This is a genomic window from Polaromonas sp. CG_9.11 (assembly GCF_015752225.1).
In the GTDB taxonomy this organism is placed as follows: Bacteria; Pseudomonadota; Gammaproteobacteria; order Burkholderiales; family Burkholderiaceae_C; genus Polaromonas.
In genome coordinates this window covers 15,617-42,544 of sequence record NZ_JADOVE010000021.1, presented here as the reverse complement: position 1 = coordinate 42,544, position 26,928 = coordinate 15,617, and the positions used below count along the sequence as shown (strand labels likewise).

The following is a 26,928-nucleotide window of genomic DNA, read 5'->3' as shown; positions in this document are numbered from 1 at the left end:
GTCCATGAGCACCCTGCCCCACACCTCGCCTTTGAGCCTGCGCGCACAGGCCTACGAAAGCTTTCAGCAGCAAATCGTCGATGCCAACATTCGCCCCGGCCAGTTCATCTCGCAGCGCGAACTGATGCAACTGCTCGGCATGCCGCTGGGCGCGGTGCGCGAGCTGATTCCGCGCCTGGAAGCCGAGGGGTTGCTGAAAACCGTGCCGCAGCGCGGCCTGCAGGTGGCGCATGTCGATCTGAAGCTGATCAACAACGCCTTCCAGTTGCGTCAGCTGCTCGAACGCGAAGCCGCCAGCCGCTTTGTGACGACGGTGTCCGACCGGGACCTGGCCGCCATCGAGCAAAGCCACTTGGACATCGTGCAGCGCGCGCGCAGCGGCAGCGCGATTGATGATGTGCTGCTCAAGGATGCCACGGCGGTGGACTGGGGCCTGCACGACCTGATGATCGACGCATTGGGCAACGAGCTGATTTCCGAGGTGTATCGCATCAACAGCCTGCGCGTTCGCCTGATCAAGCTCGAAGGCTCGACGCTGTCGCCGCAGGTGCTGGTTCCGGCGATGGAAGAGCACCTCTGGTTCATCGAGGCGCTGAAGCGGCGCGACGCGCAAGCCGTGCTGGAGCGGCTAGGCCACCACATTGAAAGCGCGCACCTTCGCGTGCTTGGACTGCCGCGGCCTGCAATGCCGTGGTCTTTGGAGAACCCTGGATGACCACGCCCCCCAATCCTGAACAAAAATCCGCCGCCTTCAGTGGCATCTGGCCGGCGTTGCTCACCCCGCTAAAGGCCGACCTGAGCATTGACCATGCCCGGCTGGCCGCGCACTGCAAGTCGCTGATGGCCCGAGGCTGCGCCGGCGTGACCGCCTTTGGCACCACCGGCGAAGGCCCGTCGTTTTCCATGGCCGAGCGCAAGGAAGCCATCGAGCAGCTGATGGCCAACGGCATTCCGGCCGACCGGATCATGGTGTCCACCAGCTGCGCCGCCCTGCCCGAAACGCTGGAACTCACGCGCCATGCGGTGAGGGCCGGCGTACATGGCTGCCTGATGCTGCCGCCGTTTTTCCTCAAGGGCGTGTCCGACCAGGGCGTGATCGACTGTTACCGCCATGTGATCGACGGCATGGGCCAAGACCTGCCCCAGCTCAAGCTGTACCTGTACCACATTCCGCAGGTCACCGGCGTCGGCCTGTCGCACCACGTCATCGCCACGCTCAAGTCGATGTACCCCGACACCATCCTGGGCATCAAGGACAGCGCCTGCACGACCGCGCATTCCATCGGACTGGCCGAGGCTTTCATGAAGGACCTGACGGTGTACGTCGGCTTCGAGCCCGACCTGCCGGAAATGGGCCGGCGCGGCAGCACGGGCGCCATCAGCGGCCTGGCCAACTTCATGCCGCGCGTGGTCAGCCGCCTGGTGACGCAACCCGATGCAGACGTCACACCCGCCGACCGCGAACGCGTGGTCCGGCTGATCGGCCTGCTGGGCGACTATTCGCTGATGCCGGCGCTCAAGGGCATCATGGCCCTGTTCAGCGGTGAGCCGGGCTGGCTGCGTGTGCGCCCGCCGCTGGTCGCCCTGACACCTGATGAGTTCCAGCGACTGGAAAAAACCATTCGGGATTTCGGCATGGCTCCGGAATCCGACTGAGCCGGGCCCCACCGACGGACCCGGTTTTGACACCTTAGCCACCGATAAACAACAAGGAGACATCCCCATGAAAACTTCCCTGCTTCGCCGCACCCTGCTGGCCAGTGCTTCAGCCGTCCTGCTGATGGGCACGCTGCTGTCCCCCGCCCAGGCCCAGAACAAGGTGGTGCTGCGCGTGTCCACCCCGGCCGTGCCGGACGACTGGCACGCCAAGATGTGGACGGTGTTCAAGGACAACCTGGAAAAATCCGCGCCCGGCGAATTCGACGTGCAGATCAACCTGAACGCCTCGCTGTTCAAGCAAGGCACCGAGCCGGCCGCCATGGCGCGCGGCAACCTGGAGCTGTCGTCCATTTCCGCCTTCGACATTGCCAAGCTGGTGCCCGAGTTCTCGCTCTTTACTGCGGGCTATGTCATTCGTGACCCGGAGCACCAGCAAAAGGTGTTTAACGGACCGATCGGCGCCGAGCTGTTCAAGACCGTTTCTGAAAAAATGGACGTGACGCCGCTGTCCACCGTGTACCTCGGCACCCGGCAGGTCAACCTGCGCGAAGTGCGCAATGTCAAGACGCCGACCGACCTCAAGGGCGTGAAGCTGCGCATGCCCGGCACCAAGGAATGGCTGTTTTTAGGCGAAGCGCTGGGCGCTACCGCCACCCCGCTGGCCTTTGGCGAGGTGTACCTGGGGCTGAAGACCGGCACCATCGACGGCCAGGACAACCCGCTGCCGTCGGTGCGCGCCGCCAAGTTCTATGAAGTCACCAAGCAGATCGTGCTGACCAGCCATCTGGTCGATGGGATCTTCATTGCGGTATCCAACAAGGCCTGGGGCGCCATGAATACGGCGCAAAAGCAGAAGGTCACCGCAGCGGCGCAGGCCGCGTCCACCTACAACAACGACAACCGCCTCAAGGAAGAAGGGCAACTGGTCGAGTTCTTCAAGCAGCAAGGCCTGCAGGTGACCACGCCCGACGTGGACGCCTTTCGCAAGTCGGTGCAAACCACCTACCAGAACTCGGATTACGCCAAGGTCTGGCCCAAGGGACTGCTTGAGCGCGTGAACCAGACCCAATAAAGGAGATGTCCATGCTGGAGCGTTCACGGCGTATCGCCGAAGGCGTGGCTGCGGCCGTTTTTGCCCTGCTTTTTGGGGTGTTCGTGGTGCAGGTCGGCATGCGCTTCCTGTTCAACCGGCCGTTGGCCTGGTCGGACGAGCTGATCGTGGTGCTGTACATCCTGATGGTGTTCTGGAGTGCCGCCACGCTGCTCAAGGAAAAAGAACACGTCATGCTCGACCTGGTGTACGCCGCCCTGCCGCCCGGCGGGCAGCGGATTTTCGGCCTGCTGGGCGCTGCCCTGACGGCCGGCCTGCTGCTGTGGATGCTGCCCGAGGCGTTTGACTATGTGCGCTTCATGCACCGCGAGAAAACGCCGGTGCTGGACATTCCCTTTTCCTATGTATTTGCGCCCTTCATCCTGTTTGTGGCGGTCATCGGCCTTCAATATGTCGTCAAGTTCGTCCGTTTGCTCGGGCGCAACTGGAAGGAGCAGCTATGAGCCAGGCCTTGATGGTGTTGCTCGGCATGCTGGTGGTGACGCTGGTGCTGCGCCTGCCGATCGGTTTTGGCATGTTGATCAGCGGCGTGTCCTACCTGGTGTTCAAGCGCCAAGACCTGGGGCTGGTGGCCGAGCAGGTGCTCAACGGCCTGTACAACAGCTACATCTTGCTGGCCGTGCCGCTGTTTATTTTTGCCGCGTCGGTGATGAACTCGGGCACCGTCAGCGAGCGCCTGTTTGACTTTGCGCTGGCCATCGTCGGCCGGCTGCGCGGCGGGCTGGCGCATGTCAACATCATCGTCAGCGTGATTTTCTCGGGCATGAGCGGCAGCGCCATTGCCGACGCGGCCGGCCCGGGCATCGTGAGTATCCGCATGATGCAGAAAAACGGCTACAGCGCCGAATTTGCCGGCGCGCTGACGGCGGCGTCATCGACCATCGGCCCGATCATTCCGCCGTCGATTCCGCTGGTGATCTATGCCATGGTGTCGGGTGCGTCGGTGGGCGCGCTGTTTTTGGGCGGTGTCGTTCCCGGTCTGCTGATGGCCGTGGCCCTGATGCTGGCGGTGCAGGTCGTTGCCGCCAAGCGCAACCTGCCGCGCGGCGAGAAGATGGCGCTGCAGGCCTATCCGCGCATTTTGCTGCGCGGCATCCTGCCGCTGACGTTGCCGGTCGTGCTGCTGGGCGGCATCTACACCGGCATTTTCACGCCGACCGAAGCGGCGTCGGTGGCGGCGCTGTATGCATTGTTTTTGTCCAGCCTCGTCTACCGCGCGCTCAGCTGGCGGCGGCTGTACGAGATTCTGGTCGAGTCGTCCAAGGCCAGCGCCTCGGTCACGCTGATCATTGCCTCGGCGTTTGTCATCAACTACGCCTTCACGGCCGAAAACGTTCCCGGGCTGGTGGCCGCGTGGCTGACCGGCATGGAACTGTCGCCGCTGGGTTTTCTGCTGCTGGTCAATGTGCTGTTCCTGGTGCTGGGCTGCTTTCTGGACACTTCCATCATGCTGCTGGTGCTAGTGCCCATCTTGCTGCCCACCGCCAAGCTGCTGGGCATTGACCTGGTGCACCTGGGCGTGGTGCTGGCCGTCAACATGATGATCGGGCTGGTCACGCCGCCTTTCGGCATGCTGCTGTTCGTCATCAATGCGCTGGCCGGCGTGTCGCTCAAGGGCATGATCCGCGAGGCCTGGCTGTTCATCGGCGTGCTGCTGGTGGCGCTGGTGCTGATGACGCTGTTTCCGCAGATCGTGCTGTGGCTGCCGCACCAGATGGGCTACGGCGGCAAATGATGAGGGCGGCCGAACCCTGTGACGTGGTCTGCGTCGCCAGCTGGAATGCCGACCTGGTGTCGCATGTGGCACGGCCCGTGGCCCGGGGCGAGACGCTGATGGCCCGTGCTTTCAGTATCAGCCCGGGCGGCAAGGGCAGCAATGCCGCCGTCGCCGCCGCCCGCCAGGGCGCCCGCGTGGCGCTGATTGCACGCATCGGCGACGACGACTTTGGCCGCATGGGCCTGGACCTGTGGCGGGCCGAAGGCATTGCCACCGGCCATGTCGAGCAGGCCGCCGGCGAGCGCAGCGGCGTGGCGCAAATCCTGGTGTATGACGACGGCGACAACAGCATCGCGGTGTATCCGGGCGCGGGCGCGGGCCTGGGCGCGCGGCATGCGCTGGCGGCCGCCGATCTGCTGACGCATTGCCGGGTCGTGATGGCCTCGTGCGAAGTGCCTCTCGAAGCCACGCTGCAGGCCTTCCGGCTGGCCCGGCAGGCCCATGCGATGACCGTGTTGAATCCGGCCCCTGCCCGGCCGCTGCCTGGGGAACTGCTGGCGCTGGTCGATGTGCTGACGCCGAATGAAAGCGAGTTGTTCGAACTGGCCGGACCCGGCTGCGCGGGGTCGGTCGATGCGGCTGCCATGGCCTTGCTGGCACGCGGCATGCGCAATGTGCTGGTGACATTGGGCGCCTCAGGCTGCCGGCTCTACCGGCGTGGTCAGGTGCCGGTTGATCTGGCAGGCCGCGCGATGCAGGTGGCCGACACAATAGGCGCCGGCGACACCTTCACGGGCAGCCTGGCCGCAGCCTTGGCGCGTGGCGAAGCGTTGCCAGCCGCGATGCAGTGGGCCAACGCGGCCGCCGCGCTGTCGGTGACGCGGCATGGCGCCATCACCGGCATCCCGACCCGGGCCGAGGTGACGGCCCTGCTGGCTTGAGCGGAATGCGCGGCCGCTTCAAGTCCCTTGCGTTTCAGCTTTCGGTTTCAGCCTTTTTGAGGATGGCGTAAAGCTGGTCCTTGAGCTGCAGTTTTTCTTTCTTCAGGACTTCGATTTCGTCGGGTGTCGCCATGTCGATGCCGGACTCCATGTTTGTGATCTTCTGGTCCGCGGCGTTGTGCTCGTCGAACAGGCGGGTGAAGTGGTTGTCCGTGGTTTTCAGTTGCGTGATGAGGTCGCGGTATTCGGGAAACATAAAAACTCCTGATGAAACAACGCGCGCCCGGCCCGTAAAAAAGCAGGGCTACGAACGCGAGGTGATGGCATTCACTATAGGCCGCTGCCAGACTGGCGCGCGCAGTGTTTATTCCCGCCTGCCTGCAAGACGAATGCCGGCCTGTTGCAAAGCGACGTTTGCGCCATGCCCAACAGGCGCATCGCATTGCCATTCAGGATGCCGGCAAGTCGTCGAGCCGCAGACCGCCGCCGTTGTGCAGGCGTGAAAGATTGTCGGCAGTCTGTCTTCCTGAAAACGAAGCGTGGCCAAGCCGTTGTTGCCGCCAAATCAAAATTACAAGAGAAAAGTGCTGTTTGCGCAATGCTGCTATGCGCGAGCAGCTATTTATTTAATAGTAATTCGTACCAGGCCGCCTGATTTCGCAGGGCGCAAAACGTGACGCCCTGCCGAGTCGCTTACTTCGTGCCGCGAATCCGGGCCAGTTCTTTTTGCGTTTCGTTCCACAGGTCCATGCCGACTTCGGTGGCGACCTGGGCATACACGCCGGTCAGCTTGCTGCGCATGCGCTCGGCTTCAAGCGGCGACAGCTCGTTGACCAGCATGCCCTTGGACTTGAGGTCGGCCATGGCCCTGGAAGCTTCTTCGCGGGTGTCCTTGCGTTCAAAGTCACGGCTGGTCTTGGCGGCATCGGTCAAGATCTTTTGCTCGGTCTGCGACAGGGTGTCCCACCATTTTTTGCTGACCAGCACGATCCACGGGCTGTAGACGTGGTTGGTCACGGTCAGGTACTTTTGCACCTCGTAGAACTTGCTCGACAAGATGGTGTTGTACGGATTTTCCTGGCCGTCAACCGTCTTGGTTTCGAGCGCGCCGAACAGTTCTGAAAACGCCATCGGAATCGCGTTGGCGCCCAATGTCTTGAAGCTGTTCAAAAACACGTTGTTCTGCATCACGCGCAGCTTGATGCCGTCGAGGTCTTCGACCTTGGTGACCGGGCGCTTGCTGTTGGTCAGGTTGCGAAAGCCGTTTTCCCAGTACACCAGGCCGACCAGGCCTTTTTCCTGCAGCTTGTCCTTGATTTTTTCGCCGATCGGGCCGTCGAGCAAGGTGTCGGCTTCCTTGGCATTGCTGATCAGGAAAGGCGTGTCCCACAGCGCCATTTCCTTGGTGATGCCGACCAGCGTGGCGGTCGAACCGACCATCATTTCCTGCGCACCGCCAATCAGGGCCTGCTGCATCTGGGTGTCGGGGCCCAGCGCGGCGGCGCCGATGGCGCGCACCTTCATCTTGCCGCCCGAGGCTTTTTCAACCGCGTCGGCAAACACCTTGGCGGCGCGGCCCTGGTTGCTGGCTTCGTTCAGGCCGTAGCCGAAGCGGATCAGGCGCGGCTTGATGTCCTGCGCCAATGCGGAAAAAGAGGCGGTCAGCGTTGCTGCGGCGGCAGCGGCGACAAGGGTTCTGCGAAGAAATGTCATGGGAGTCTCCTGGGGTTGAGGGGGAAAGTTGAAAAGATTGGAAAACTTCAGCGCATCCACGCGACGGGCGCGGTGACGATCTGCGGGAACAGCACGAACAGGAACAGGATCAGCGTGTAGGTGATCAAAAACGGATTCACGCCGCGAATCACCTGGTGCAGCGGCATACGGCCGACACCGGCCACCACGTTGAGCACCGTCCCGACCGGTGGCGTGATCAGGCCGATGGCGCCGTTGAGCACGAACATCAGGCCGAAGTACACCGGGTCAATGCCGGCCTTGACGGCAATCGGCAGCATCACCGGCGCGAAGATCAGGATGGTCGGCGTCAGGTCGAGCGCGGTGCCGACGACGACCAGCACGACCATCATCACCGCCATCAGCAGGCGCGGGCTGTCCACCAGCGGACCGAGCCAGCCGGTCAGCGTGCTGGGCAGGTCAGCCAGCGTGATCATGTAGCTGGCGACCTGGGCGCCGGCGCACAGGAACATCACGATGGCCGTCGTCTTGGCGGCGCGCACCAGCACGCCATGCACCTCGGGCAGCTTCATTTCGCGGTGCACGAACAGCGCGACGAACAGCGCGTAAAACGCCGCCACCACGGCCGCTTCGGTCGGCGTGAAGAGGCCGGTCTTCATGCCGCCGATGATGATGATTGGCATCAACAGCGCCCAGAAGGCCTTGGCGGTGGCGCGCAGCCGTTCGCGCATCGGCAGCGGCTGGCCTTCGGGCAGGTCGGTCTTGCGCAGCACCAGCTTCCAGGCCACGATCAGGCCCACGCCCATGACGATGCCCGGCACGATGCCGGCCAGGAACAGCGACGAGATCGAGGTGTTGGTCGTCACGCCGTAGATCACGAAGGGCAGCGACGGCGGAATGATGGGCGCGATGATGCCGCCCGAGGCCACCAGCCCGGCCGAGGTGTGCATCGGGTAGCCCTGCTTGCGCATCATCGGCAGCAAAATGGTCGCCAGCGCGGCGGTGTCGGCCAGCGCCGAGCCGCTCATGCTGGCCATCAGCACCGACGCGCCAATCGCCACATAGCCCAGGCCGCCGCGAATGTGGCCGACCCAGGCCTGCGCCATGGCAATGATGCGGCGGCTGATGCCGCCCGAGTTCATGAGTTCGCCGGCCAGGATGAAAAACGGCACGGCCAGCAGCGGAAAGCTGTCCACGCCGGCGACCAGGTTTTGCGCCAGCAGCTGGGTGTCCCAGAAGTCCAGCACCCAGGCCATGCCGGCGCCGGTCAGCACCAATGCCAGGCCCATGTTCATGCCGATGCCCATGAGCGTCAGCATGCCGACGGAAAAAACGATGAATGCGAGGCCTTCGTTGCTCATTTCTTCACTCGACTTCCACGGTGTGGCCCAGGTCCAGCGGCGTGCGCCGGATGATCTCGAACAGCGCCATCAGGCCGATGGCCGTGGCGCACAAAAAGGCCGGCAGCGGCAGCAGCGCGGTTGAGTAACCGAGCACCACCGACTGGCTGCCATAACCGACCCCCACCTGTTGCCAGGCACCCCAGCCGATCAGCACGCAGGCCAGCAGCACCAGCAGGCGAATGAAAATCGTCATGCCCAGGAACAGTGCGGGGCGGTTCTTGAGCAGGCCGACCAGGCTGGTGAAGGCCATATGCTCGCCGGCCGGGTAGGCGGCGGTGGCGCCGATGAACACCATCCAGACGAACAGCAGGCGCGACAGTTCCTCGCTGGCGGGCAGGCCGCTGCCAAAGCCGTAGCGCAGCACGACGTTGACGAACACTGCCAGGGCCATCACGCCCAGGCAGCTGGCCAGCAGCCCGTTGCTGATGCGCTGGAAGCGGCTTTTGGGGGCTTCGACCAGGGTTTCGTCGTTCATGCCTGCTCCTTGCGCATGACCAGCCATTGGCTGACTTCGGCTTGCAGCATTGCCAGCGATTTCAGGGCATCGACACGCAGCACGCCGGGCTCGCCCGTGGGGTCTTCCAGCGTGGCGAACTGGCTGTCCACCAGCGTGGTCGAGAAAAAATGCTGCTGCGCCCGTGCCGATACCCGGGCCTGCGCCTGTTCGCGGTTGATGTCGAGAAAGACGAAGCGCAGGCCAGGTGCGGCCTGGCGCAGGCGCTCGCGGTAGGAACGTTTCAGGGCCGAGCAGGTCAGCACCAGCCCTTGGGGATGCGCGCGCAACTGCTCGCCCAGCACAGACAGCCAGCCGTCGCGGTCAGCGTCCGTCAGGGCGATGCCCTGGCTCATCTTGGCGCGGCTGTCGGGGCTGTGGAAGTTGTCGCCTTCGACCAGCGCCAGGCCCGTGGCCTGCGCCACGGCTGCGCCCAGGCTGGACTTGCCGCAACCGGCCACGCCCATGATTACTAAGGATTCCGTCATGTTTTCAAACTCTGGATAGCGCTATCCTGATGGGCCAAAATAAAAGGTGAGTGCCGGAAAAATCTGTTTCAACAACTGCCTGCAAGGGGCAACTCAGGGATTTTCCGGCTGGCGTTCACCGTGGGATAGCGCTATCCTATGCGAGCATCCTGCAACGACAACTCAGTAGTTTCCCTAGGATTCATGACTTCACTCCCCCCCCGTTCCCGTGCCACCGGCCGCATCACCCTGTCTGACGTGGCGCAAGCCGCCGGGGTCAGCCCGATCACCGTATCACGTGCGCTGCGTGGCGAGCGTGCCGTCGATCGGGCGCTGGTCGAGCGGGTGCAGGCGGCGGCGCGCACGCTCGGTTACGTGCCCGACCCGGCCGCCCGCGCACTGGCGTCGCAGCGCAGCGCGCATGTCACGGTGTTGATCCCGATGCTCTCGAATGCGCTGTTCGTCGATGTGTTCGAAGCGGTGCAGCGCAGCCTGCGGCCGGCCGGCTACCAGACGCTGATGGGCGTGACGCACTACAACCTTGATGAAGAAGAATTGCTGCTGCGCGAGCAACTGCTGCAGCGCCCGGCCGGCCTGCTGGTAACCGGCCTGGCGCGCAGCGATGCTGCCCGCACGCTGATGGCGCAAAGCCGCGTGCCTTGCGTGCACCTGATGGAAATGTCGCAGGCGCCGGGCGTCTACAGCGTCGGCTTTTCGCAGCTTGAAGCCGGCGCCGAGATGACGCGGCACCTGCTGGCGCGCGGCCGGCGGCGCATCGCCTTTGCGGCGGCGCAGCTCGATGCGCGCACGCTGCAGCGGCTCGATGGCTGGCGCCGCGAACTGGGCGCGGCCGGTTTGTACAACCCGGCGCTGGAATGGCTGGATCCCGCGCCCTCGTCGATGGCGCTGGGCGCCCGGATGTTCGCGCAGATCATGCGCGAGCAGCCCGGTGTGGACGCGGTGTTTTTTTGCAACGACGACCTGGCGCAAGGCGCGCTGCTGGCCGCGCTGCGCCTGGGCATTGCCGTGCCAGGGCGCGTGGCCGTGGCCGGCTTCAACGACCTGACCGGCAGCGACCAGATGCTGCCGGCGCTGACCACGGTGCGCACGCCGCGCGCCGACATCGGCACGGCCGCCGCGCGCATGCTGCTGGCGTTGATGAACGGCGTCGCCGTGGCGTCGCCGTGCGTCGACCTGGGTTATGAGCTGGTGGTGCGGGAGAGCACCTGACCGGGCCTGAATGCTATTGAAAACATAGCTGCTTACGCATGCTACACCTGCGCAAACGCCTGATTTTTCTTAAAACCTGATGGCAATGTCCTGCACCGACGGCCCGGCGCTGCCGCCAATCAGCGAGCGCGTGGCGTCGCCGGTCGTGTTGCGGTACAGCGTGGCCGCGCCAGTCGTCAGCGACACCGTGTACAGCGTGTACGGGCCGGCAGCACCGGTGCGCAGGGCCGCCAGCACCAGCCCGTTGGCGCCGCCCGCGATGTCCATGGCCGCTGCACCGCTGAACGGCACGGCCAGCGCGCCGACGTTGACCAGCGTGCCGTCATTCGGCGGGACCTGCTGGGCCAGCACGGTGCTGGCGGCGTCCAGGTCATACAGCACGGTGCTGCGCGTGCCGGCAAAGCTGTTGCCGTAGGCGCCGCCGGCCACCAGGGGCGGCACGCCGGCGCGGTTGATGGCGCCGTCGGTGGTGGTCGCGCCGGTGTCGGCATTGATGCGCACATTCAGCCCGTTGTCGCTGATCACGCGCAGGCGGTCGGCCACCGGGTTGAAGTCCACCGTGAACCGTGCGGCATTGCCCAGGCCGGTGCAGGGCAGCGTGGTGTCGGCGGCATCGGCGCTGAGCGTGGCGACCATGGTGCTGGCGCCGCTGTCCGCATCCACGGTCAACAGGCGCGGCCGGGTCAAAGCTGGCCAGGCGGCTGCCTTGGGTCAGCGCATACACCTTGGGCGTCGCTGGCTGCATCAAGGCCAGCCCGGCCAGTGCTTCGCCCGTGCCGATGGTGCCGATGCGCGTCGCGGCGCTGCCGGCGGTCAGCGGCACGGTGTACAGCGCCGTGCTGCCGCCGCTGGTCAGCGCGGCATAGGCGGTGTTGTTGCGGGCGTCGATGTCAAAGCCGTTGGCGCTGTCAAACGTGCCACCCAGCGCCATTGGCGCGGTCAGCGTGCCATTGTTGGGCGGGTCCTGCAGGTAGACCTGGCCGCTAGCGGCCTCCAGGCTGTAGAGCTGGGTCGAGGTGGTACCGGCGAAGGCATTGCTGTAGGCGGCTGCGGTGATTGCGGCGGCTGCGCCGTTGACCATGCCGTCGGTGGTGGCAGCGCCGGTCGTCACGTCGATGCGCAGGTTCAGGCCGGTATCGCTGACGACGCGCAGCCGGTCGGCGACGGGATTGAAGTCGACGCCGAACTGGCTGCCCGTGAGCGCGGTGCAGGGGTTGTCGTCCCCGGCGGCGGCCGAGAGTGCCGCCTTGAACATGGCCACGCCGGTGGCGGCATTCAGCGTGTAGAGCCGCGCCTGGTTGCTCAATGCATACAGCCGGCCATCGGCCGGGCGCATGTCCAGACCGACCAGCTTTTCATTGGCCTGCAGGCCGCTGACCGCGATGCGGCCCTTGAGCGTCGCTGGCGTTGCCCGGTCAAAGGACAGGACACTGCCGGACACGCTCAAGGCCACGGTGTCGCCGACGGCGACGGTGGCGGTGGCGGGCGGCGTCGCCGGTAAGGGCTGGTCATCGTTGTTGCTGCCGCAGGCCGCCAGGGCGGCCGCAGCCAGCAGCGCCAGGGAAAAAGAAACGCGAGAGGTGGGCATGAGGGGTTCCTCAAAAAAGTTGAAAGGCGGTGGCGTTTCACCACGCCACGCAGGGACTACCCGCGAGGTCTGGATTTGGATGCACCTGTCCGGCAGCATTACTTCCGGTTACCGGTGCTGCCGCAAGCCCGCCGGATATCACACATGGCAAAGACAAAAAAAAGCCCGCTATCCGGGTTAGTACGAAGCGTCGCCAGACGGCTTGAACCCAACAATGGACAGGCGGTTTCATTCATAGGCAAGGCATCCCTGGGTGCCGTTACCCAAGGAGCTTCCCTCATGCAAAAGGTGTTGCACATCAATCCGGAAAAATGCACTGGCTGCCTGCAGTGCGAAATGGCCTGCTCGTATGAAAACTATGGCGTGTTTGCCCCCGCCAAGTCGCGCATCAAGGTGTTCGACTTTCACGACACCGGCAAGAAGGTGCCCTACACCTGCACCCAGTGCGACGAAGCCTGGTGCCTGCATGCCTGCCCGGTCGAAGCCATCACGCTGGACCAGCTCACCGGCGCCAAGGTGGTGAACGATTCCACCTGCGTCGGCTGCAAGGTCTGCACCATTGCCTGCCCGTTCGGCACCATCAACTACGTTCAGGAAACCGGCAAGGTGCAAAAGTGCGACCTGTGTGGCGGCGAGCCGGCCTGCGTGGAGGCCTGCCCGACGGCGGCCATCACCTTCATCGACGCCAACTGGACCGGCCTGGACCGGATGCGGCAATGGGCCGACAAGCTGGGCAACCAGCCCACGGCGATTTAAGGAGCCACGATCATGTCATGGGCTGGAAAAATCCTCCGCGTCAACCTGACGGCGGGCACCGTCACCGCAGAACCCCTCAACATGGACTGGGCGCACAGCTACCTGGGCTCGCGCGGGCTGGGCAGCAAATACCTGGTGTCCGAGGTCGATCCCAAGGTCGATCCGCTGTCGCCTGACAACAAGATCATCTGGGCCACCGGGCCGCTGACCGGCACCATGGCCTCGACCGGCGGGCGCTACACCGTCATCACCAAGAGCCCGCTGACCGGCGCCATCGCCTGCTCCAACTCGGGCGGCTACTGGGGCGCCGAGCTGAAAATGGCCGGCTGGGACATGGTGATCTTCGAAGGCAAGTCACCCACGCCGGTGTACCTCTACATCAACGACGACACCGCCGAGCTGCGCGACGCCGCCCACCTTTGGGGGAAGAGCGTCTGGGAAACCGAGCCGCTGATCAAGAAAAGCCTGCAGGACCCCTTGATCCGCGTGTCCTGCATCGGCAAGGCGGGTGAAAACGGCGTGCTGTATGCCGCCGTCGTCAACGACCTGCACCGCGCCGCCGGCCGCTCGGGCGTGGGCACGGTGATGGGCAGCAAGAACCTGAAGGCGATTGCGGTGCGCGGCACCAAGGGCGTGGGCAATATCCGCGACCCCAGGGCCTTCATGAAGGTGACCTACGAAAAGAAAAAAATCCTGCATGACAACGCCGTGACCGGCCAGGGCTTGCCGACCTTCGGCACCCAGGTGCTGATGAACGTGATCAACGAAGTCGGCGGCCTGCCGACCCGCAACCACCAGGACGTGCAGTTTGAAAGCGCCAAGGACATTTCAGCCGAAGCCATGGCCACGCCGCGCGAGACCGACGGCAAGGCGCAGCTGATCACCAACCAGGCCTGCTTTGGCTGCACCATTGCCTGCGGCCGGGTCAGCAAGATGGACAAGGGCCATTTCACCGTGTCCAACAAGCCGCAGTACTGGGGCGCGTCCGGCGGGCTGGAATACGAAGCCGCCTGGGCGCTCGGCGCGGCCAATGGCGTGAAGGACCTGGAAACGCTGCAGTACGTCACCATGCTGTGCAACGAGGAAGGCATCGACCCGATCAGCTTTGGCGCCACGCTGGGCGCGGTGATGGAGCTGTATGAAATGGGCGTGCTGACGAAGGAGCAACTCGGCATCGATGCGCCCTTTGGCTCGGCCGCCGCCCTGGCCTTTCTGGCCGAGGAAACCATTTACGGCCGGGGCTTTGGCAGGGAAATCGGCCAGGGCTCCAAGCGCCTGACGGCCAAATATGGTCATCCGGATTTGTCGATGTCGTCCAAGGGCCAGGAGTTCCCGGCCTACGACGGCCGCGCCATCCAGGGCATCGGCCTGGCTTACGCCACGTCGAACCGGGGCGGCTGCCATTTGCGCGGCTACACGATTGCTTCCGAAGTGCTGGGCATTCCGGTCAAGACCGACCCGCTGGAGCACGAAGGCAAGCCCGAGCTGGTCAAGGCTTTCCAGGATGCGACCGCGGCGTTCGACTCGGCCGGAATCTGCGTGTTCACGTCTTTCGCCTGGGGTCTGGCCGATGTGGCACCACAGATTCAGGCCGCCTGCGGCGAGCAGTTCACCCCCGAAGAACTGGAGAAAATCGGCGAGCGCATCTGGAACATGGAGCGCGAGTTCAACAACGCCGCTGGCTTCACCAAGGCCGACGATTCGCTGCCCAAGCGGCTGCTGACCGAAGCGGCCAAGACCGGCCCGGCCAGGGGCAAGGTCAACATGCTGGCCGAGATGCTGCCCAAATACTATGCCGCGCGCGGCTGGGATGCCGAAGGCGTGCCGACGGCGCAGACCCGCGAGCGCCTCAGCCTGTAGCCTTTTTCTGGCTCCTTCCCCACTGGGGGAAGGCAGGGATGGGGGTTCTGCAATTGCAGTGAATTTTCTGGAGAACGATGAATGACCCACCATGTCATCCTGGGCGCCGGCCCGGCCGGCGTGATTGCCGCCGAAACCATCCGCAAGCACGCGCCGCAGGACACCATCACGCTGGTCGGCGACGAGGCCGAGCCGCCGTATTCGCGCATGGCGATTCCCTATCTGCTGATGGGCAACATCGACGAGGCCGGCACCTACCTGCGCAAAACACCGTCGCATTTTGCCAATTTAAGAATAAATCAGCTGCTCGCGCAGGCTGTATCAGTGGATGTAGCTATTAAAAGCGTAGCACTTAATAGCGGAGGCTGTTTAAATTACGACCGGCTGCTGATTGCCACCGGCTCGCGCCCTGCCCGCCCGCCGATTTCCGGCATCGACAGCGACGGCGTGCATCCCTGCTGGACGCTCGACGACGCGCGCAAGATCATGGCGCTGGCCCGACCCGGCGCGCGGGTGCTGCAGATGGGTGCGGGCTTCATCGGCTGCATCATCATGGAAGCGCTCAAGCAGCGCGGCGTGCAGCTCAGCGTGGTCGAGATGGGCGACCGCATGGTGCCGCGCATGATGGGCCTGACAGCTGGCGGCATGATTCGTGACTGGTGTGAAAAGCAGGGTGTGCAGGTGTTCACCGGCACCCGCGTGGAAGCCATTGCGCCCGGCGCACCCCTGAAGGTACGGCTGTCCAGCGGCCAGACGGTAGACGCCGACCTGGTCATCAGCGCCACCGGTGTCCAGCCCCACATCGGTTTCCTCGAAAACTCCGGCATCACCTGCCTGCAGGGCGTGCTGACCGACGAGCACCTGCAAACCAGCGTGCCCGGCGTGTATGCCGCCGGCGACTGCGCTGAGGCCTTTGACAAAATCAGCGGCACGACCATTGTCAGCGCCATCCAGCCCAACGCGGCCGAGCAGGCCCGCGTGGCGGCGCTGAACATGGTCGGCCAGCGGGTTGAATTGCGCGGCGTGACGCAGATCAATGTGCTCGACACGCTGGGCCTGATCTCGACCAGTTTCGGCAACTGGCAGGGCGTGCCCGGCAGCGAACAGGTCGAACTGACCGAGCACCAGGCGGGCGGCGGCCAGGGCCGGCACCTGAGCCTGCAGTTCAAGGACGACGTGCTGGTGGGCTGCAACAGTGTTGGCTGGACCGAGCATGTCGGCGTGATGCGCGGGCTGGTCGAGGGCGGCATTCACCTTGGCCCCTGGAAAGACAAGCTCAAGCAAGACCCCACCCGGCTGGTGCAGGCCTACCTTGCCAGCGCGCAGGCACAGGGCATGTGGCACGGCGCCGGCGACGGGCAGCGCCGATGAACATCACCTTCAAGCTGTTCGCCACCCTGACCGACTACCTGCCGGTCGAGGCCCGGCGCAGCAACATCATCGAACTCGACGTGGCGGCGGATGCGCCGATCAGCCAGATCATCGCGCCGTTCGGCCTGCCGCCCCAACTGGTGCATCTGGTGCTGGTCAACGGCCGCTACATCGAACCTGACAAACGCCTGAGCACCACGCTGCTGGAGGGCGACGTGCTGGCCATCTGGCCGCCGATTGCCGGCGGCTGACCGCGTTGTGCAGTCGCATTACGCCGAACAGTTCGACCGCGACATGGGTTGCACCCAAGCCGAATGGCTGGGCTGGCTGCCCGCTGCGCTGGGTGACCACCCCTGGCAGCGAAGCGGCTCCACGGTACAGGCGCACATCGGTCCGGGCTGCCTGCAGATGGCCTGGCAGCCGGCGCCACCCCGGGTGCTGGGAAGCGCCCGCATTCCGCGCCTGCTGGTGCGCTTTGCCTTCACCGGGCTGGACGATGGGCAGCGCCATGTCTTCATGAAGCGCTTTGACTTGTACATGCAGCGCGGCGGCGGCTGATTTTTGTCAGTCTGCCGATTGCCGGCTGTGCCATGATCAAAAGCTGTCAAAAAAGGAGCTACCGTGTCCATTCAAACCCTGTACCAGCAAAAACGCATGTCAGCCGCGGAGGCGGTGGGTGTGGTGATGAATGGCGACACGGTGGTGGTCCCGACCGCCGTGGGCGAGCCGCCTGCCCTGCTGACGGCGCTTTCAAGCGCGCGCCGCGAGTTTCGCAATGTGCGGATTTCGCAAATTTTGCCAGTCCGCAAGTACGGCTACTTTGACCCGGAAACGACCGGGCACATCGCGCATGTTGCCTATTTTTTCAGCGGCATTTCGCGCGCCGGCGGACAGGAGGGCTGGTCCGATTTCATCTCGGCCAATTTTTCCGAACTGCCTGAGCTGATCGGCCGCAAGCTGCTTCCTGCCGACGTGGTGTTGTCCATGGCCTCGCCCATGGACGCGCATGGCTTTTTCTCGCTGTCGCTGGCGCCTGACTACACGATGGCGGCAATTGCGCAGGCCCGGGCGGTGGTGCTCGAGGTCAACCCGAACGTGCCGTTTGCCAACGGCAACTGCCACATCCACATTTCCCAGGTCACGGCGCTGACGGAAAGCGAAGACGCCCTGCTCGAAGTCGGTCTGCCCAAGATCGGCCCGGTGCAGGAAGCCATCGGCAAGTACGTTGCCGACATGATTCCGGACGGCGCCACGCTGCAGATCGGCTACGGCGGCATTCCGGACGCAGTGGTGATGCAGCTGACGCACAAGCACGACCTGGGGGTGCACACCGAGATGATCGGCGACGGCATCATGACGCTGGTCGAGGCTGGTGCCATCACCAACCGAAAGAAAAACTACCTGCCCGGCAAGATGGTCGCCACCTTTGCCCTGGGATCGAAAAAGTTGTACGATTTTTTGCACCGCAATCCGGCGGTCGAGATGCACCCGGTCGGGTTCACCAACGACCCTTACCTGGCCGGCCAGAACGACAACCTGCACGCCATCAATGCCACCATGCAGGTTGACTTCATGGGCCAGTGCGGCTCGGAAAGCCTGGGTTTTGCGCCCTACTCCGGCACCGGCGGGCAAACCGACTTCGTGCGCGCGGCGAACCGCTCGAACGGCGGAAAAGCCTTCATCGTGCTGCCCTCCACCGCCAAGCACGACACCATCTCGCGCATCGTGCCGGTGCTGTCGCCCGGCACGCATGTGTCCACCAGCAAGAACGACATCAACTATGTGGTGACCGAGTACGGTGTGGCCCAGCTGCGCGGCAAGACCGCCCGGCAGCGCTGCGAGGCGCTGATCGCCATTGCACATCCGGACTTTCGCGGCCAGTTGCGTGATGAGGCCCGGCGCATGAAGTTGCTGTGATCACGAAGCAGCGCCGGCATTGAACCGGCGCTGTTTGGGGAAATGGTTCAGGCGCGCTGGCCGCGAACGGGGCCGGAATCGTCCGGAACCCAGTTGCGGCCATGCATCAGCAACCCTTGGGATTTTTTCTCAAATCAAGCCAGGTCGTAACGATCCAGGTTCATCACCTTGGTCCAAGCCGCCACAAAGTCATGCACAAACGCCGGCTGCGAATCGCTGCAGGCATAGACTTCCGCCAGCGCCCGGAGCTGGGCGTTCGAACCGAAGACCAGGTCCACGACCGTGCCAGTCCACTTGACCTCGCCCGACGCCCGATCACGCCCCTCCAGCACGTCTTCGGACAATGCCGACTTTTGCCACTGGGTGCGCATGTCCAGCAGGTTCACGAAGAAGTCGTTGGTCAGCGTTTCGGCTCGCGTGGTGAAAACACCGTGCGGGGCTTGCCCGACGTTGGCATTCAGCGCGCGCAGGCCGCCGATCAGCACCGTCATCTCTGGCGCCGTCAAGGTCATCAGGTTGGCGCGGTCGATCAGCAGTTCAGCCGCCGGCCGTGAGTGGTCCTTCTTGATGAAGTTGCGAAAGCCATCGGCAGAAGGTTCCAGCACGGCGAACGAGTCCACGTCGGTCTGCTCTTGCAAAGCGTCGGTTCGCCCTGCCGTGAACGGAACCGTCACGTCTTGACCGGCGTTCCTGGCAGCGGCTTCAACGGCTGCGCAGCCGCCCAAAACGATCATGTCCGCCATTGACACTTTCTTGTGGCCCGACTGCGCGCCGTTGAAGTCCCGCTGGATGCTTCCCAGCGTCTGCAGCACCAGTGCCAGTTGGGCCGGCTGGTTCGCTTCCCAGTCTTTTTGTGGCGCCAGCCGTATGCGCGCCCCGTTGGCCCCGCCGCGCTTGTCGCTGCCGCGAAAGGTTGCCGCCGATGCCCAGGCTGTCGAGACCAGTTGGGAGATGGACAGTCCGGAGGCAAGCACGGTGGCCTTGAGTGCCGCGATGTCGTCCGCCCCGACCAGTTCGTGATCGACCGGGGGAACCGGGTCTTGCCACAGCTCGTGGCCTTTGGGAACCAAGGGGCCCAGGTAGCGGGCAATCGGACCCATGTCGCGGTGTGTCAGCTTGTACCAGGCCTTGGCATACGCGTCGGCGAACTCTTGCGGGTTCTGGTGGAAGTGCCGGGAAATCTTTTCGTAGGCCGGGTCCATGCGCAGGGACAAATCGGTCGTCGCCATGAAGGGCGCATGGCGCTTCGCCGGGTCGTGGGCGTCAGGCACGGTGCCCGCGCCAGCGCCGTTCCTGGGCGTCCACTGGTGCGCGCCTGCAGGGCTCTTGGTCAATTCCCACTCGTAGCCGAACAGCGCGTCGAAATAGCCGTTGTCCCACGTGATGGGGCTGGCCGTCCAGGCGCCTTCCAGCCCGCTGGAAATCGTGTCCACGCCCTTGCCGCTGCCCATGCTGCTGGTCCAGCCGAAGCCTTGCTCTTCAATGCTGGCACCTTCGGGTTCCGTGCCCTTAAAGTCTTCAGACGCCGCGCCATGGCATTTGCCAAAGGTGTGTCCGCCCGCGCAGAGCGCAACGGTTTCATAGTCATTCATCGCCATGCGGGCGAAGGTTTCGCGAATATCCCGTGCGGCAGCGACCGGGTCGGGGTTGCCGTCCGGTCCCTGCGGGTTCACATAAATCAGGCCCATCTGCACGGCACCGAGAGGCTGCTCGAGTTCACGGTCGCCGGTGTAGCGCCCGTTACCCAGCCAAGTGTCTTCAGGACCCCAGTAAATGTCCTCACCGGGTTCCCAGACGTCTTCGCGACCGCCGGCAAAGCCGAAAGTTTTCAAGCCCATCGAATCCATGGCGACCGTACCCGTCAGCACAATCAGGTCAGCCCAGGAAATTTTGCGACCGTATTTCTGCTTGATCGGCCACAGCAGGCGGCGCGCCTTGTCCAGGTTCACGTTGTCTGGCCAGCTGTTGAGCGGCGCAAAGCGCTGCATGCCGAAGCCCGAGCCACCCCGGCCGTCGGCAATCCGGTAAGTGCCTGCACTGTGCCACGCCATGCGGACGAAAAAAGGCCCGTAGTGGCCATAGTCAGCGGGCCACCAGTCCTGCGATTCGGTCATCAGCGCATGGAGGTCTTTCACCACCGCATGCAAGTCAAGCGTTTTGAACGCTTTGGCGTAGTTGAACGCCTTGCCCATGGGGTTTGACCGCTCGGAATGCTGCTGCAAAATAGTCAGGCTCAGATGGTTGGGCCACCAGTCAGCCTTTGTCCTGGCGCCGGCCACTGGGGACTTGAGCGCACTGCTTGAGAACGGGCATTTCATTTCGTTTGTCATATTTCTCGCTTGGTTTTCGCATTTGATTACAAGCTTGACTTTAAAGCTGGGACAGTGATGCCATCAATGCAATACTTTTAATCGGAGCGATAGGGTTCTGCCGCATTGAGATTTGAAGCGCCGGCCTTGGTTTCATACCGGTTTCGAACACGATGCTGGAAGTCACGAAAAGACAAAAATGCCAGGCAGTAAAACCGCCTTCTCACGCGCCGCGAAGGCCAACTCCGGCTCAAAATCTAAAAAGCGATGTTTTTGCCGGCCAGCCCAGGTTACGGACACTGAGCCGGTCCGCCTTATGCGCATCAGCAGCGAACGCGGTTGATCCCTGCCAGGTAACCGTGCGTCTGTATGCCTGTATGGCCGCAGTGCCAGGGTTGCTGTTTGAGCTACAGCGCGTGCGTCACCAGCCTGAAATCCGGGTCCTCGGCAAATGGCTTGATGGTGTAGCCCAGGCTTTTCATGAGCTTGAGCATGCCGGGGTTTTGCGCCAGCACCAGGCCTTCGATTTCCGACAGGCCCTTTTCGCGCGCCACGTCCATGATGCTGAGCATCAGCCGCGAGCCCAGGCCCTTGCCGCTGAAGTCGTCGGCGACCACCAGCGCAAACTCGCAGCTTGACTGGTCGGGATTGGTGACGTAGCGTGAAACGCCGACGATGCGCTCGGTTTCCACCGCCTCGCCGTTGGTGTCCAGGCGGCGTTCCCTGAAGACCGCGACCAGCGCCATTTCACGGTCGTAGTCGATCAGCGTGAAGCGTGCCAGCATGCTGGGCGGCAGCTCGACCATGGACGAGATGAAGCGGAAATAACGGCTTTCGGGCGACAGGTGCGACATCATTTCCTGCAGCATGTGCGCATCGTCCGGGTGGATCGGGCGCACGGTGTATTCGCCACCGCCGCGCAGTGGCCAGACCTGTTCGTAGCGAGCCGGATACGGCAGGATGGACAGGTGGTTGTAGGTGTTGGCGCGGCCGCTGATGGCCTGCGGCGCATTGTCGATCGCGATGCGGGCATCGACCGCCACGGCGCCGGACTCGTCGACGATGATCGGGTTGATGTCCATCTCGCGCAGCTGGGGCAGCTCGCAGACCATTTCCGAGACGCGCAGCAGGATCTGCTCCAGCGCTGTCATGTTCACCGGCGTGGCGCCACGCCAGGCGCCCAGCGTTTCGGCCACGCGCGAGCGCCCGATCAGCTGGCGCGCCAGGAACTGGTTCAGCGGCGGCAATTCCATGGCCCGGTCGTCGATCAGCTCAATCATGGTGCCACCGGCGCCAAAGGCAATCACCGGGCCGAACGGGTCGTCGGTGACCAGTCCGACGCACACCTCGCGGCCGCGCTTGGCGCGCGCCATGGTCTGCACCGTGACGCCGTTGATGCGCGCGTTGGGCTTCAGGCGGGCGACGGTCTGCATCATGTCGGTGAAGGTGTCGCGCACGCTGGTGGCGTTCAGGAGGTTCAGCGCCACCCCCTCGACATCGGACTTGTGGCTGATGTCGGGCGAGTCGATCTTCAGCGCCACCGGAAAGCCGAGTTGCGTGGCGATCATCATCGCCTCGTTGGCGGTGCGCGCCAGAATGGTCTGCGTGACCGGAATGTGGAATGCCGACAGCAGCGTCTTTGATTCCATCTCGGTCAGCACCTTGCGGCGCTCGGCCAGCACGTTCTCGATGATCAGGCGCGCGCCCTCGATGTCGGGCTTGGCCAGCGTGGACAGCGGCGGCGGCGTTTGCTGGAGCAGTTGCTGGTTCTTGTAGAAGGAGGCGATGTTGCCAAATGCACCGACGGCCGCTTCCGGCGTGCGAAAGGTGGGAATCGCCGCGTCGTTCAAGATGCCGCGCCCCGCCACCACCGACGCATCGCCCATCCAGCACGACAGCAGCGGCTTGCCCATGCTGCGCTTGACCTCGGCCAGTGCCTTCGCCACTTCGGCTGCATCAACCCCTTCCTTGGGCGAGAAGATCGCCAGCACCCCGTCGATCTGCCGGTCCCTGCCGGCTGCCTCGATGGCGGTCTTGTAATGTTCAGGCGTCGCTTCTTCGGACAGGTCGATCAGGTCGCACAGCGACGCCAGCTCGGGCAGCAGCGGCTTGAGGGTGCTGGCCGATTCAGGCGACAGCTTGCCCAGTTCCAGATGGATTTCATTCACCCAGTCGGCGGCCAGCACGCCAGGCCCGCCGCCGTTGGTGACAATGGCCAGCCGGTTGCCCACCGGGCGGTAGCGCGAGGCCAGGCACTTAGCGGCCGAAAACAGCTCAACAAACGAGCGCACGCGCACCGCGCCGGCGCGGCGCAGTGCGGCGTCAAACACATCGTCGCTGCCGACGATGGTGCCGCTGTGGGTTTGCGCCGCCTCGTTGCCGGCCGGCCGGCGCCCGGCCTTAAGCACCACCACCGGCTTGGCGTTGGCCGCCGAGCGCAGCGCGCTCATGAAGCGGCGGGCGCTGGAGATGCCTTCGAGGTAGATGACGATGCTCTGGGTGTGCCGGTCGTTGGCCAGGAAATCGAGCACCTGGGCAATGTCGACCGAGGTGTTCGGCCCCAGCGACACCACCGAGGAAAAGCCGACGCCGTTCTGTGTGGCCCAGTCCAGGATGGACGACGTCAGCGCCCCCGACTGCGACACCAGGGCCAGCGAACCCGGCCGGGCCATGGGGCCGGCGGCGCTGGCGTTGAGCATGAGGTGTGGGCGCTGCAGGCCCAGGCCGTTGGGCCCCATCAGGAAGACCCCTTCGCGGCGCGCAATCTTCTTGAGCTTGGCCGCACCGTCGGCATTGATGCCGCTGGTGATCACCAGCGCCGAGCGGCAGGTCATGCGCCCGGCAATCTCCAGCGCGGCGGCGACTTCTTCCGGCGGCAGCGCAATGATCGCCAGGTCGGCCCCGGTCTGCGCCAGGTCGGCCAGTGTGCCGGTGGTGTGGCTGTCCAGGAACTGCAGGGTGCCGGTGTATTGCTGGGCGCGCAAAGCCTGGTGCAGCACCCGGGCGCGCGAGGTCAGGCTTTCGGGGTCATCGACCTGGCCGGCAAAGACGACGACGGACTGGGGAGCGAAAAGCGGGGTGAGGTAGTGTTTGTCCATCAGGGGCTTTCAATCCATTGCTGTTTTCAAATTCGATGGGCTGTGGCCCGCCCCGCTTTGTTCCGGCACAGGCCGCCACGATGCGCCTGCCTCAAGGCGGCAAGGCAAGTCAGTCGGCGCCAATCAGCACCTTGACGTGGGCCGCCACACTGCGCGCCAGCGGACTCAATACATAGCCGCCTTCCAGGCAGGAAATGACCCGGCCCTGGCAATGCTGCCCGGCCACTTTCACGATCTGCTGCGTCACCCATTCGTAGTCGGCCTCGACCAGCGCCAGGTTGCCCATGTCGTCTTCGCGGTGGCCGTCAAAGCCGGCGGAAACATAGATCAGCTCAGGCTTGAAGGCGTTCAGGGCGGGCAGCCAGTGGGTGGTGACGGCTTCGCGGAACCTGTCGCTGCCCGAGCGCGACGGCAGGCCGACGTTGACCATGTTCGATCCCGTGGCGTTTTCGCCGGTGAAAGGGTAGATGCCCTGCTCGAAGATCGAGCACATCAGCACCCGCTCGTCGCCGCGAAAGATGTCTTCGCTGCCGTTGCCGTGGTGCACGTCGAAGTCGATCAGCGCCACGCGCTGCAGGCCGTGCTTCGTGAGGGCATGGCGGATGCCGACGGCGACATTGTTGAAAAAGCAAAAGCCCATGGCGGCGTCGCGCTGCGCATGGTGGCCGGGCGGGCGCACACAGCAAAAGGCGCTGGGCGCTTCGCCCGTCAGCACCAGGTCGGTGGCCAGCACCGCAGCGCCGGCCGCGCGCAGGGCGGCCGTGACGGTGAACGGGTTCATGTCGGTGTCGGGATCGACCTTGTGGTAACCCTCGGTCGGCGAGGCGGCCATGAGTTCGCTGACATAGCGCGACGAATGGGCATGCGCCAGTTGTTCCGGTGTCGCCAGCGGCGCGTCGTAGGGGTGCATGTAGTCAAGCAGGCCCTTGACCAGCAGCATGTCGTTGATGGCGCCCAGGCGCTCGGGGCATTCGGGATGGTGCGCACCCATTTCGTGGCGGGCGCAATCGGCATGGGTGATGTAGGCGGGCAGCAAGATTTGTCTCCTTGGGTATTGGCTCGGGCGACTTTGGCCGGATGCGTCTGTCAGTCTAGTTTGACTGTTTTTCTGCCGTGTTGATGTAAGGCAAGGCTTGCAATTTCACGCGACACAGTGCGCGGCGCTGACAAGATCAAGGCACATGCAAAAAACGCCCCGAGCCCTGTGGATCGGGCTCGGGGCGTTGTCAAGAACGGGTGTTCACGGGCGTCAAGCGCCGCTCTTTACATCCGTTCGAAAATCGCCGCAATGCCCTGCCCGCCGCCAATACACATCGTCACCAGCGCGTAGCGGCCCTGGATGCGCTGCAGTTCGTGCAGCGCCTTGACGGTGATCAGCGCGCCGGTGGCGCCGATCGGGTGGCCGAGCGAGATGCCCGAGCCGTTCGGGTTGACCTTGGCCGGGTCCAGGCCCAGGTCGCGCGTGACGGCGCAGGCCTGTGCGGCAAAGGCTTCGTTGGCCTCGATCACGTCCAGGTCAGCCACCGTGAGGCCGGCTTTCTTCAGTGCCAGTTGCGTGGCGCTGACCGGGCCGATGCCCATGTATTTCGGATCGACGCCGGTATGGGCGTAGGCCACCAGCCGACCCAGCGGCTTGAGGCCACGCGCCTGGGCCACGCCGGCTTCCATCAACACCACGGCGGCGGCGGCGTCATTGATGCCCGACGCGTTGCCGGCGGTGACGGTGCCGTTTTCCTTCAGGAAAACCGGCTTGAGCTTGGCCATGTCGGCCATGGAACAGTTGGGGCGGAAATGCTCGTCGGTGTCATAGGCGACTTCGCCTTTGCGGCTTTTCAGCATGACCGGGACGATCTGCTCCTTGAAGTAGCCAGCCTCGATGGCTTTTTGGGCGCGGTTGTGGCTTTGCACGGCCAGCGCGTCCTGCTCTTCGCGGGTGATGCCCCACTTGGCGGCGATGTTCTCGGCAGTCACGCCCATGTGGATGGTGTGGAACGGGTCATGCAGCGCACCGACGACCATGTCGATCATCTTGGTGTCGCCCAGGCGTGCACCAAAGCGCGTTGCCAGACTGGCGTAGGGGCCGCGGCTCATGTTCTCGGCGCCGCCGCCAATCGCAATGTCGGCGTCGCCCAGCATGATCGACTGGCTGGCCGAAATGATCGCCTGCAGGCCCGAGCCGCACAGGCGGTTGACGTTGAACGCCGGCGTGCCTTCGGCGCAGCCGCCGTTGATCGCCGCCACGCGCGACAAGTACATGTCCTTGGGCTCGGTGTTGACGACATGGCCGAACACCACATGGCCGACATCCTTGCCGTCGACGCCGGCACGCGCGAGCGATTCGCGGACCACCAGCGCGGCCAGTTCGGTGGGCGGCGTGTCTTTCAGGCTGCCGCCAAACGTTCCAATGGCGGTGCGCACACCGCTGACAACTACAACTTCACGGGTCATGAATATCTCCTGGATTTAAAAAAAGCCGCTTGAAGTGTGAACCGGTTTGGCTACGCCCGGCTGACACGGGAACTGGCAAATATCAGTATGGCACTGATGGCGAACACGGCCTGGGCATTTGTTTGATCTGCATCATTTGTAGATAAAAAAGGGCTTTTGCGCAATTCCCGCCTGCGAACGCTGCTATCAAAAAAAATAAGCTGTCGGCGCTGCCAGGTCAGGCTGCCAGGCGCTGCGCGGCAAACAGCACCTGGTCAATCACCGCCTGCACTTTATGACGGTGGCTGTCGTCGACCAGTTCGCCCTGCGCATCGAATGCAGTGCCGGCGTTGCCCAGCGCAAAAGTCGTGGGCGCCACCCAGCATTGCGAATTGAACAGCAGCGGCACCAGGTGGCTTTGCGAGCGCAGGCCGCCCAGCGCGCCGGGCGACGCACTGAGCACGCCGACCACCTTGCCGGTGAACGACTTGAAGCCGTCGCTCCATTGCGCATCGCCCTTGACCGGGCTGGACACCCAGTCGATGGTGTTCTTCAGCAGCGCGGTGTAGCTGCCGTTGTATTCGGGCGAGCAGACGATCCAGGCGGGGTGGTCGTGCATCATTTTTTTCAACCTCATCACGTCAGGCGGCGTGCCGCGCGCTTCCAGGTCGGCGTTGTACATCGGAATGTCAAAGTCCACCAGTTCAATGTGCGTGACCTCGGCGCCGCTGGCGCGTGCCAGGGTAGCGGCCACGCTGGCGAGCTTGCGGTTGAAAGAATCGAGGCGGGTGCTGCCGGCAAACACCAGCAGCTTGGGACGGGACATGGATGGGTTCATGGATTGATTTCATCACAGCCGGCAAGAAACCCCCCGAAAGGCCTGAGAACC

At 64.1% G+C, this 26,928-nt stretch carries 24 protein-coding genes and 1 pseudogene; 13 read left to right on the top strand and 12 right to left on the bottom strand.

The window, feature by feature from the left end:
- Positions 1-4: 4 nt before the first annotated feature.
- The 6 genes from IWX85_RS16485 to IWX85_RS16460 all read left to right on the top strand — a co-directional run bounded on the left by IWX85_RS16485 (position 5) and on the right by IWX85_RS16460 (position 5,428).
- Positions 5-715 carry a GntR family transcriptional regulator gene (locus IWX85_RS16485; protein ID WP_036807455.1) on the top strand — a complete coding sequence of 237 codons (711 nt, stop codon included), beginning with the start codon at positions 5-7 and terminating at the stop codon, positions 713-715.
- Complete coding sequence (locus IWX85_RS16480; RefSeq protein WP_196870438.1) at positions 712-1,656, top strand: dihydrodipicolinate synthase family protein; 945 nt, start codon at positions 712-714, stop codon at positions 1,654-1,656. The genes IWX85_RS16485 and IWX85_RS16480 overlap by 4 nt, the downstream gene beginning before the upstream one ends.
- Positions 1,657-1,723: 67 nt before the next feature.
- Entirely contained in the window at positions 1,724-2,731 is a 1,008-nt protein-coding gene (locus IWX85_RS16475; RefSeq protein WP_196870437.1) for a sialic acid TRAP transporter substrate-binding protein SiaP, read from the top strand.
- 11 nt (positions 2,732-2,742) lie between these two features.
- Positions 2,743-3,213: a TRAP transporter small permease gene (locus tag IWX85_RS16470; protein WP_196870436.1), complete on the top strand. Its 471-nt coding sequence runs from the start codon at positions 2,743-2,745 to the stop codon at positions 3,211-3,213.
- Positions 3,210-4,505, top strand: a complete 1,296-nt coding sequence (locus IWX85_RS16465; protein WP_196870435.1) for a TRAP transporter large permease — start codon at positions 3,210-3,212, stop codon at positions 4,503-4,505. Before IWX85_RS16470 ends, IWX85_RS16465 begins: the two co-directional genes overlap by 4 nt.
- Positions 4,502-5,428: a ribokinase gene (locus IWX85_RS16460; protein ID WP_231379874.1), complete on the top strand. Its 927-nt coding sequence runs from the start codon at positions 4,502-4,504 to the stop codon at positions 5,426-5,428. The genes IWX85_RS16465 and IWX85_RS16460 overlap by 4 nt, the downstream gene beginning before the upstream one ends.
- A 34-nt stretch (positions 5,429-5,462) precedes the next feature.
- On the opposite strand, the gene IWX85_RS16455 is transcribed toward IWX85_RS16460, so the two are convergent.
- From IWX85_RS16455 to IWX85_RS16435, 5 genes are all read right to left on the bottom strand, one after another.
- Positions 5,463-5,684, bottom strand: coding sequence for a YdcH family protein (locus IWX85_RS16455; protein WP_036807443.1), 222 nt, complete (start codon positions 5,682-5,684; stop codon positions 5,463-5,465).
- Between the two features lie 437 nt (positions 5,685-6,121).
- On the bottom strand, positions 6,122-7,141 hold the full coding sequence (locus tag IWX85_RS16450) for a TRAP transporter substrate-binding protein (protein ID WP_036807441.1): 1,020 nt from the start codon (positions 7,139-7,141) through the stop codon (positions 6,122-6,124).
- A gap of 47 nt (positions 7,142-7,188) precedes the next feature.
- Entirely contained in the window at positions 7,189-8,481 is a 1,293-nt protein-coding gene (locus tag IWX85_RS16445; RefSeq protein ID WP_036807438.1) for a TRAP transporter large permease, read from the bottom strand.
- Positions 8,482-8,485: 4 nt separating this feature from the next.
- Positions 8,486-8,998, bottom strand: coding sequence for a TRAP transporter small permease (locus IWX85_RS16440; protein WP_196870433.1), 513 nt, complete (start codon positions 8,996-8,998; stop codon positions 8,486-8,488).
- The gene (locus IWX85_RS16435; RefSeq protein ID WP_036807433.1) at positions 8,995-9,504 is read right to left on the bottom strand and encodes a gluconokinase; all 510 of its coding nucleotides are present in this window, start codon (positions 9,502-9,504) and stop codon (positions 8,995-8,997) included. Before IWX85_RS16435 ends, IWX85_RS16440 begins: the two co-directional genes overlap by 4 nt.
- A 183-nt stretch (positions 9,505-9,687) precedes the next feature.
- On the opposite strand from IWX85_RS16435, the gene IWX85_RS16430 reads away from it, so the two are divergent.
- Positions 9,688-10,713 carry a LacI family DNA-binding transcriptional regulator gene (locus tag IWX85_RS16430; protein ID WP_036807431.1) on the top strand — a complete coding sequence of 342 codons (1,026 nt, stop codon included), beginning with the start codon at positions 9,688-9,690 and terminating at the stop codon, positions 10,711-10,713.
- 69 nt (positions 10,714-10,782) lie between these two features.
- On the opposite strand, the gene IWX85_RS20525 is transcribed toward IWX85_RS16430, so the two are convergent.
- The gene (locus tag IWX85_RS20525) at positions 10,783-11,349 is read right to left on the bottom strand and encodes a DUF4394 domain-containing protein (RefSeq protein WP_231379873.1); all 567 of its coding nucleotides are present in this window, start codon (positions 11,347-11,349) and stop codon (positions 10,783-10,785) included.
- A gap of 172 nt (positions 11,350-11,521) precedes the next feature.
- A pseudogene (locus IWX85_RS20520) lies at positions 11,522-12,301 on the bottom strand (DUF4394 domain-containing protein); the annotation flags it as partial.
- A 279-nt stretch (positions 12,302-12,580) separates the two neighbouring features.
- On the opposite strand from IWX85_RS20520, the gene IWX85_RS16420 reads away from it, so the two are divergent.
- The 6 genes from IWX85_RS16420 (at position 12,581) to IWX85_RS16395 (ending at position 18,205) form a co-directional block, all read left to right on the top strand.
- Positions 12,581-13,057: a 4Fe-4S dicluster domain-containing protein gene (locus IWX85_RS16420; protein ID WP_196870432.1), complete on the top strand. Its 477-nt coding sequence runs from the start codon at positions 12,581-12,583 to the stop codon at positions 13,055-13,057.
- Positions 13,058-13,069: 12 nt separating this feature from the next.
- On the top strand, positions 13,070-14,917 hold the full coding sequence (locus IWX85_RS16415; protein WP_196870431.1) for an aldehyde ferredoxin oxidoreductase family protein: 1,848 nt from the start codon (positions 13,070-13,072) through the stop codon (positions 14,915-14,917).
- 81 nt (positions 14,918-14,998) lie between these two features.
- The gene (locus tag IWX85_RS16410; protein ID WP_036807416.1) at positions 14,999-16,288 is read left to right on the top strand and encodes an NAD(P)/FAD-dependent oxidoreductase; all 1,290 of its coding nucleotides are present in this window, start codon (positions 14,999-15,001) and stop codon (positions 16,286-16,288) included.
- Positions 16,285-16,539: a MoaD/ThiS family protein gene (locus IWX85_RS16405; protein ID WP_036807413.1), complete on the top strand. Its 255-nt coding sequence runs from the start codon at positions 16,285-16,287 to the stop codon at positions 16,537-16,539. The genes IWX85_RS16410 and IWX85_RS16405 overlap by 4 nt, the downstream gene beginning before the upstream one ends.
- 7 nt (positions 16,540-16,546) lie before the next feature.
- Positions 16,547-16,846 carry a hypothetical protein gene (locus IWX85_RS16400; protein ID WP_036812810.1) on the top strand — a complete coding sequence of 100 codons (300 nt, stop codon included), beginning with the start codon at positions 16,547-16,549 and terminating at the stop codon, positions 16,844-16,846.
- Positions 16,847-16,909: 63 nt separating this feature from the next.
- The gene (locus IWX85_RS16395) at positions 16,910-18,205 is read left to right on the top strand and encodes an acetyl-CoA hydrolase/transferase family protein (protein WP_036807410.1); all 1,296 of its coding nucleotides are present in this window, start codon (positions 16,910-16,912) and stop codon (positions 18,203-18,205) included.
- 134 nt (positions 18,206-18,339) lie between these two features.
- On the opposite strand, the gene katG is transcribed toward IWX85_RS16395, so the two are convergent.
- From katG to IWX85_RS16370, 5 genes are all read right to left on the bottom strand, one after another.
- Positions 18,340-20,535 (bottom strand): catalase/peroxidase HPI, encoded by a 2,196-nt coding sequence (gene katG / locus IWX85_RS16390; RefSeq protein ID WP_196870430.1) that lies wholly within the window; start codon positions 20,533-20,535, stop codon positions 18,340-18,342.
- 386 nt (positions 20,536-20,921) lie between these two features.
- Complete coding sequence (locus IWX85_RS16385; RefSeq protein ID WP_196870429.1) at positions 20,922-23,612, bottom strand: bifunctional acetate--CoA ligase family protein/GNAT family N-acetyltransferase; 2,691 nt, start codon at positions 23,610-23,612, stop codon at positions 20,922-20,924.
- Between the two features lie 109 nt (positions 23,613-23,721).
- Entirely contained in the window at positions 23,722-24,648 is a 927-nt protein-coding gene (locus tag IWX85_RS16380; RefSeq protein WP_196870428.1) for a histone deacetylase family protein, read from the bottom strand.
- Positions 24,649-24,875: 227 nt separating this feature from the next.
- Positions 24,876-26,060, bottom strand: a complete 1,185-nt coding sequence (gene bktB, locus IWX85_RS16375; RefSeq protein ID WP_036807397.1) for a beta-ketothiolase BktB — start codon at positions 26,058-26,060, stop codon at positions 24,876-24,878.
- Between the two features lie 217 nt (positions 26,061-26,277).
- Positions 26,278-26,865, bottom strand: a complete 588-nt coding sequence (locus IWX85_RS16370; RefSeq protein ID WP_196870469.1) for an NADPH-dependent FMN reductase — start codon at positions 26,863-26,865, stop codon at positions 26,278-26,280.
- Positions 26,866-26,928 lie beyond the last annotated feature (63 nt).

Excerpts from the sequence above, each read along its gene's own strand:
- IWX85_RS16370 (WP_196870469.1), bottom strand. The coding sequence starts at position 26,865 with ATGTCCCGTCCCAAGCTGCTGGTGTTTGCCGGCAGCACCCGCCTCGAT.
- IWX85_RS16475 (WP_196870437.1), top strand. The coding sequence starts at position 1,724 with ATGAAAACTTCCCTGCTTCGCCGCACCCTGCTGGCCAGTGCTTCAGCC.
- bktB (WP_036807397.1), bottom strand. The coding sequence starts at position 26,060 with ATGACCCGTGAAGTTGTAGTTGTCAGCGGTGTGCGCACCGCCATTGGA.
- IWX85_RS16405 (WP_036807413.1), top strand. The coding sequence starts at position 16,285 with ATGAACATCACCTTCAAGCTGTTCGCCACCCTGACCGACTACCTGCCG.
- IWX85_RS16410 (WP_036807416.1), top strand. The coding sequence starts at position 14,999 with ATGACCCACCATGTCATCCTGGGCGCCGGCCCGGCCGGCGTGATTGCC.
- IWX85_RS16415 (WP_196870431.1), top strand. The coding sequence starts at position 13,070 with ATGTCATGGGCTGGAAAAATCCTCCGCGTCAACCTGACGGCGGGCACC.
- IWX85_RS16430 (WP_036807431.1), top strand. The coding sequence starts at position 9,688 with ATGACTTCACTCCCCCCCCGTTCCCGTGCCACCGGCCGCATCACCCTG.
- IWX85_RS16445 (WP_036807438.1), bottom strand. The coding sequence starts at position 8,481 with ATGAGCAACGAAGGCCTCGCATTCATCGTTTTTTCCGTCGGCATGCTG.
- katG (WP_196870430.1), bottom strand. The coding sequence starts at position 20,535 with ATGACAAACGAAATGAAATGCCCGTTCTCAAGCAGTGCGCTCAAGTCC.
- IWX85_RS16465 (WP_196870435.1), top strand. The coding sequence starts at position 3,210 with ATGAGCCAGGCCTTGATGGTGTTGCTCGGCATGCTGGTGGTGACGCTG.
- IWX85_RS16450 (WP_036807441.1), bottom strand. The coding sequence starts at position 7,141 with ATGACATTTCTTCGCAGAACCCTTGTCGCCGCTGCCGCCGCAGCAACG.
- IWX85_RS16470 (WP_196870436.1), top strand. The coding sequence starts at position 2,743 with ATGCTGGAGCGTTCACGGCGTATCGCCGAAGGCGTGGCTGCGGCCGTT.
- IWX85_RS16460 (WP_231379874.1), top strand. The coding sequence starts at position 4,502 with ATGATGAGGGCGGCCGAACCCTGTGACGTGGTCTGCGTCGCCAGCTGG.
- IWX85_RS16385 (WP_196870429.1), bottom strand. The coding sequence starts at position 23,612 with ATGGACAAACACTACCTCACCCCGCTTTTCGCTCCCCAGTCCGTCGTC.
- IWX85_RS16420 (WP_196870432.1), top strand. The coding sequence starts at position 12,581 with ATGCAAAAGGTGTTGCACATCAATCCGGAAAAATGCACTGGCTGCCTG.
- IWX85_RS20525 (WP_231379873.1), bottom strand. The coding sequence starts at position 11,349 with ATGGTCGCCACGCTCAGCGCCGATGCCGCCGACACCACGCTGCCCTGC.
- IWX85_RS16480 (WP_196870438.1), top strand. The coding sequence starts at position 712 with ATGACCACGCCCCCCAATCCTGAACAAAAATCCGCCGCCTTCAGTGGC.
- IWX85_RS16440 (WP_196870433.1), bottom strand. The coding sequence starts at position 8,998 with ATGAACGACGAAACCCTGGTCGAAGCCCCCAAAAGCCGCTTCCAGCGC.
- IWX85_RS16485 (WP_036807455.1), top strand. The coding sequence starts at position 5 with ATGAGCACCCTGCCCCACACCTCGCCTTTGAGCCTGCGCGCACAGGCC.
- IWX85_RS16455 (WP_036807443.1), bottom strand. The coding sequence starts at position 5,684 with ATGTTTCCCGAATACCGCGACCTCATCACGCAACTGAAAACCACGGAC.
- IWX85_RS16435 (WP_036807433.1), bottom strand. The coding sequence starts at position 9,504 with ATGACGGAATCCTTAGTAATCATGGGCGTGGCCGGTTGCGGCAAGTCC.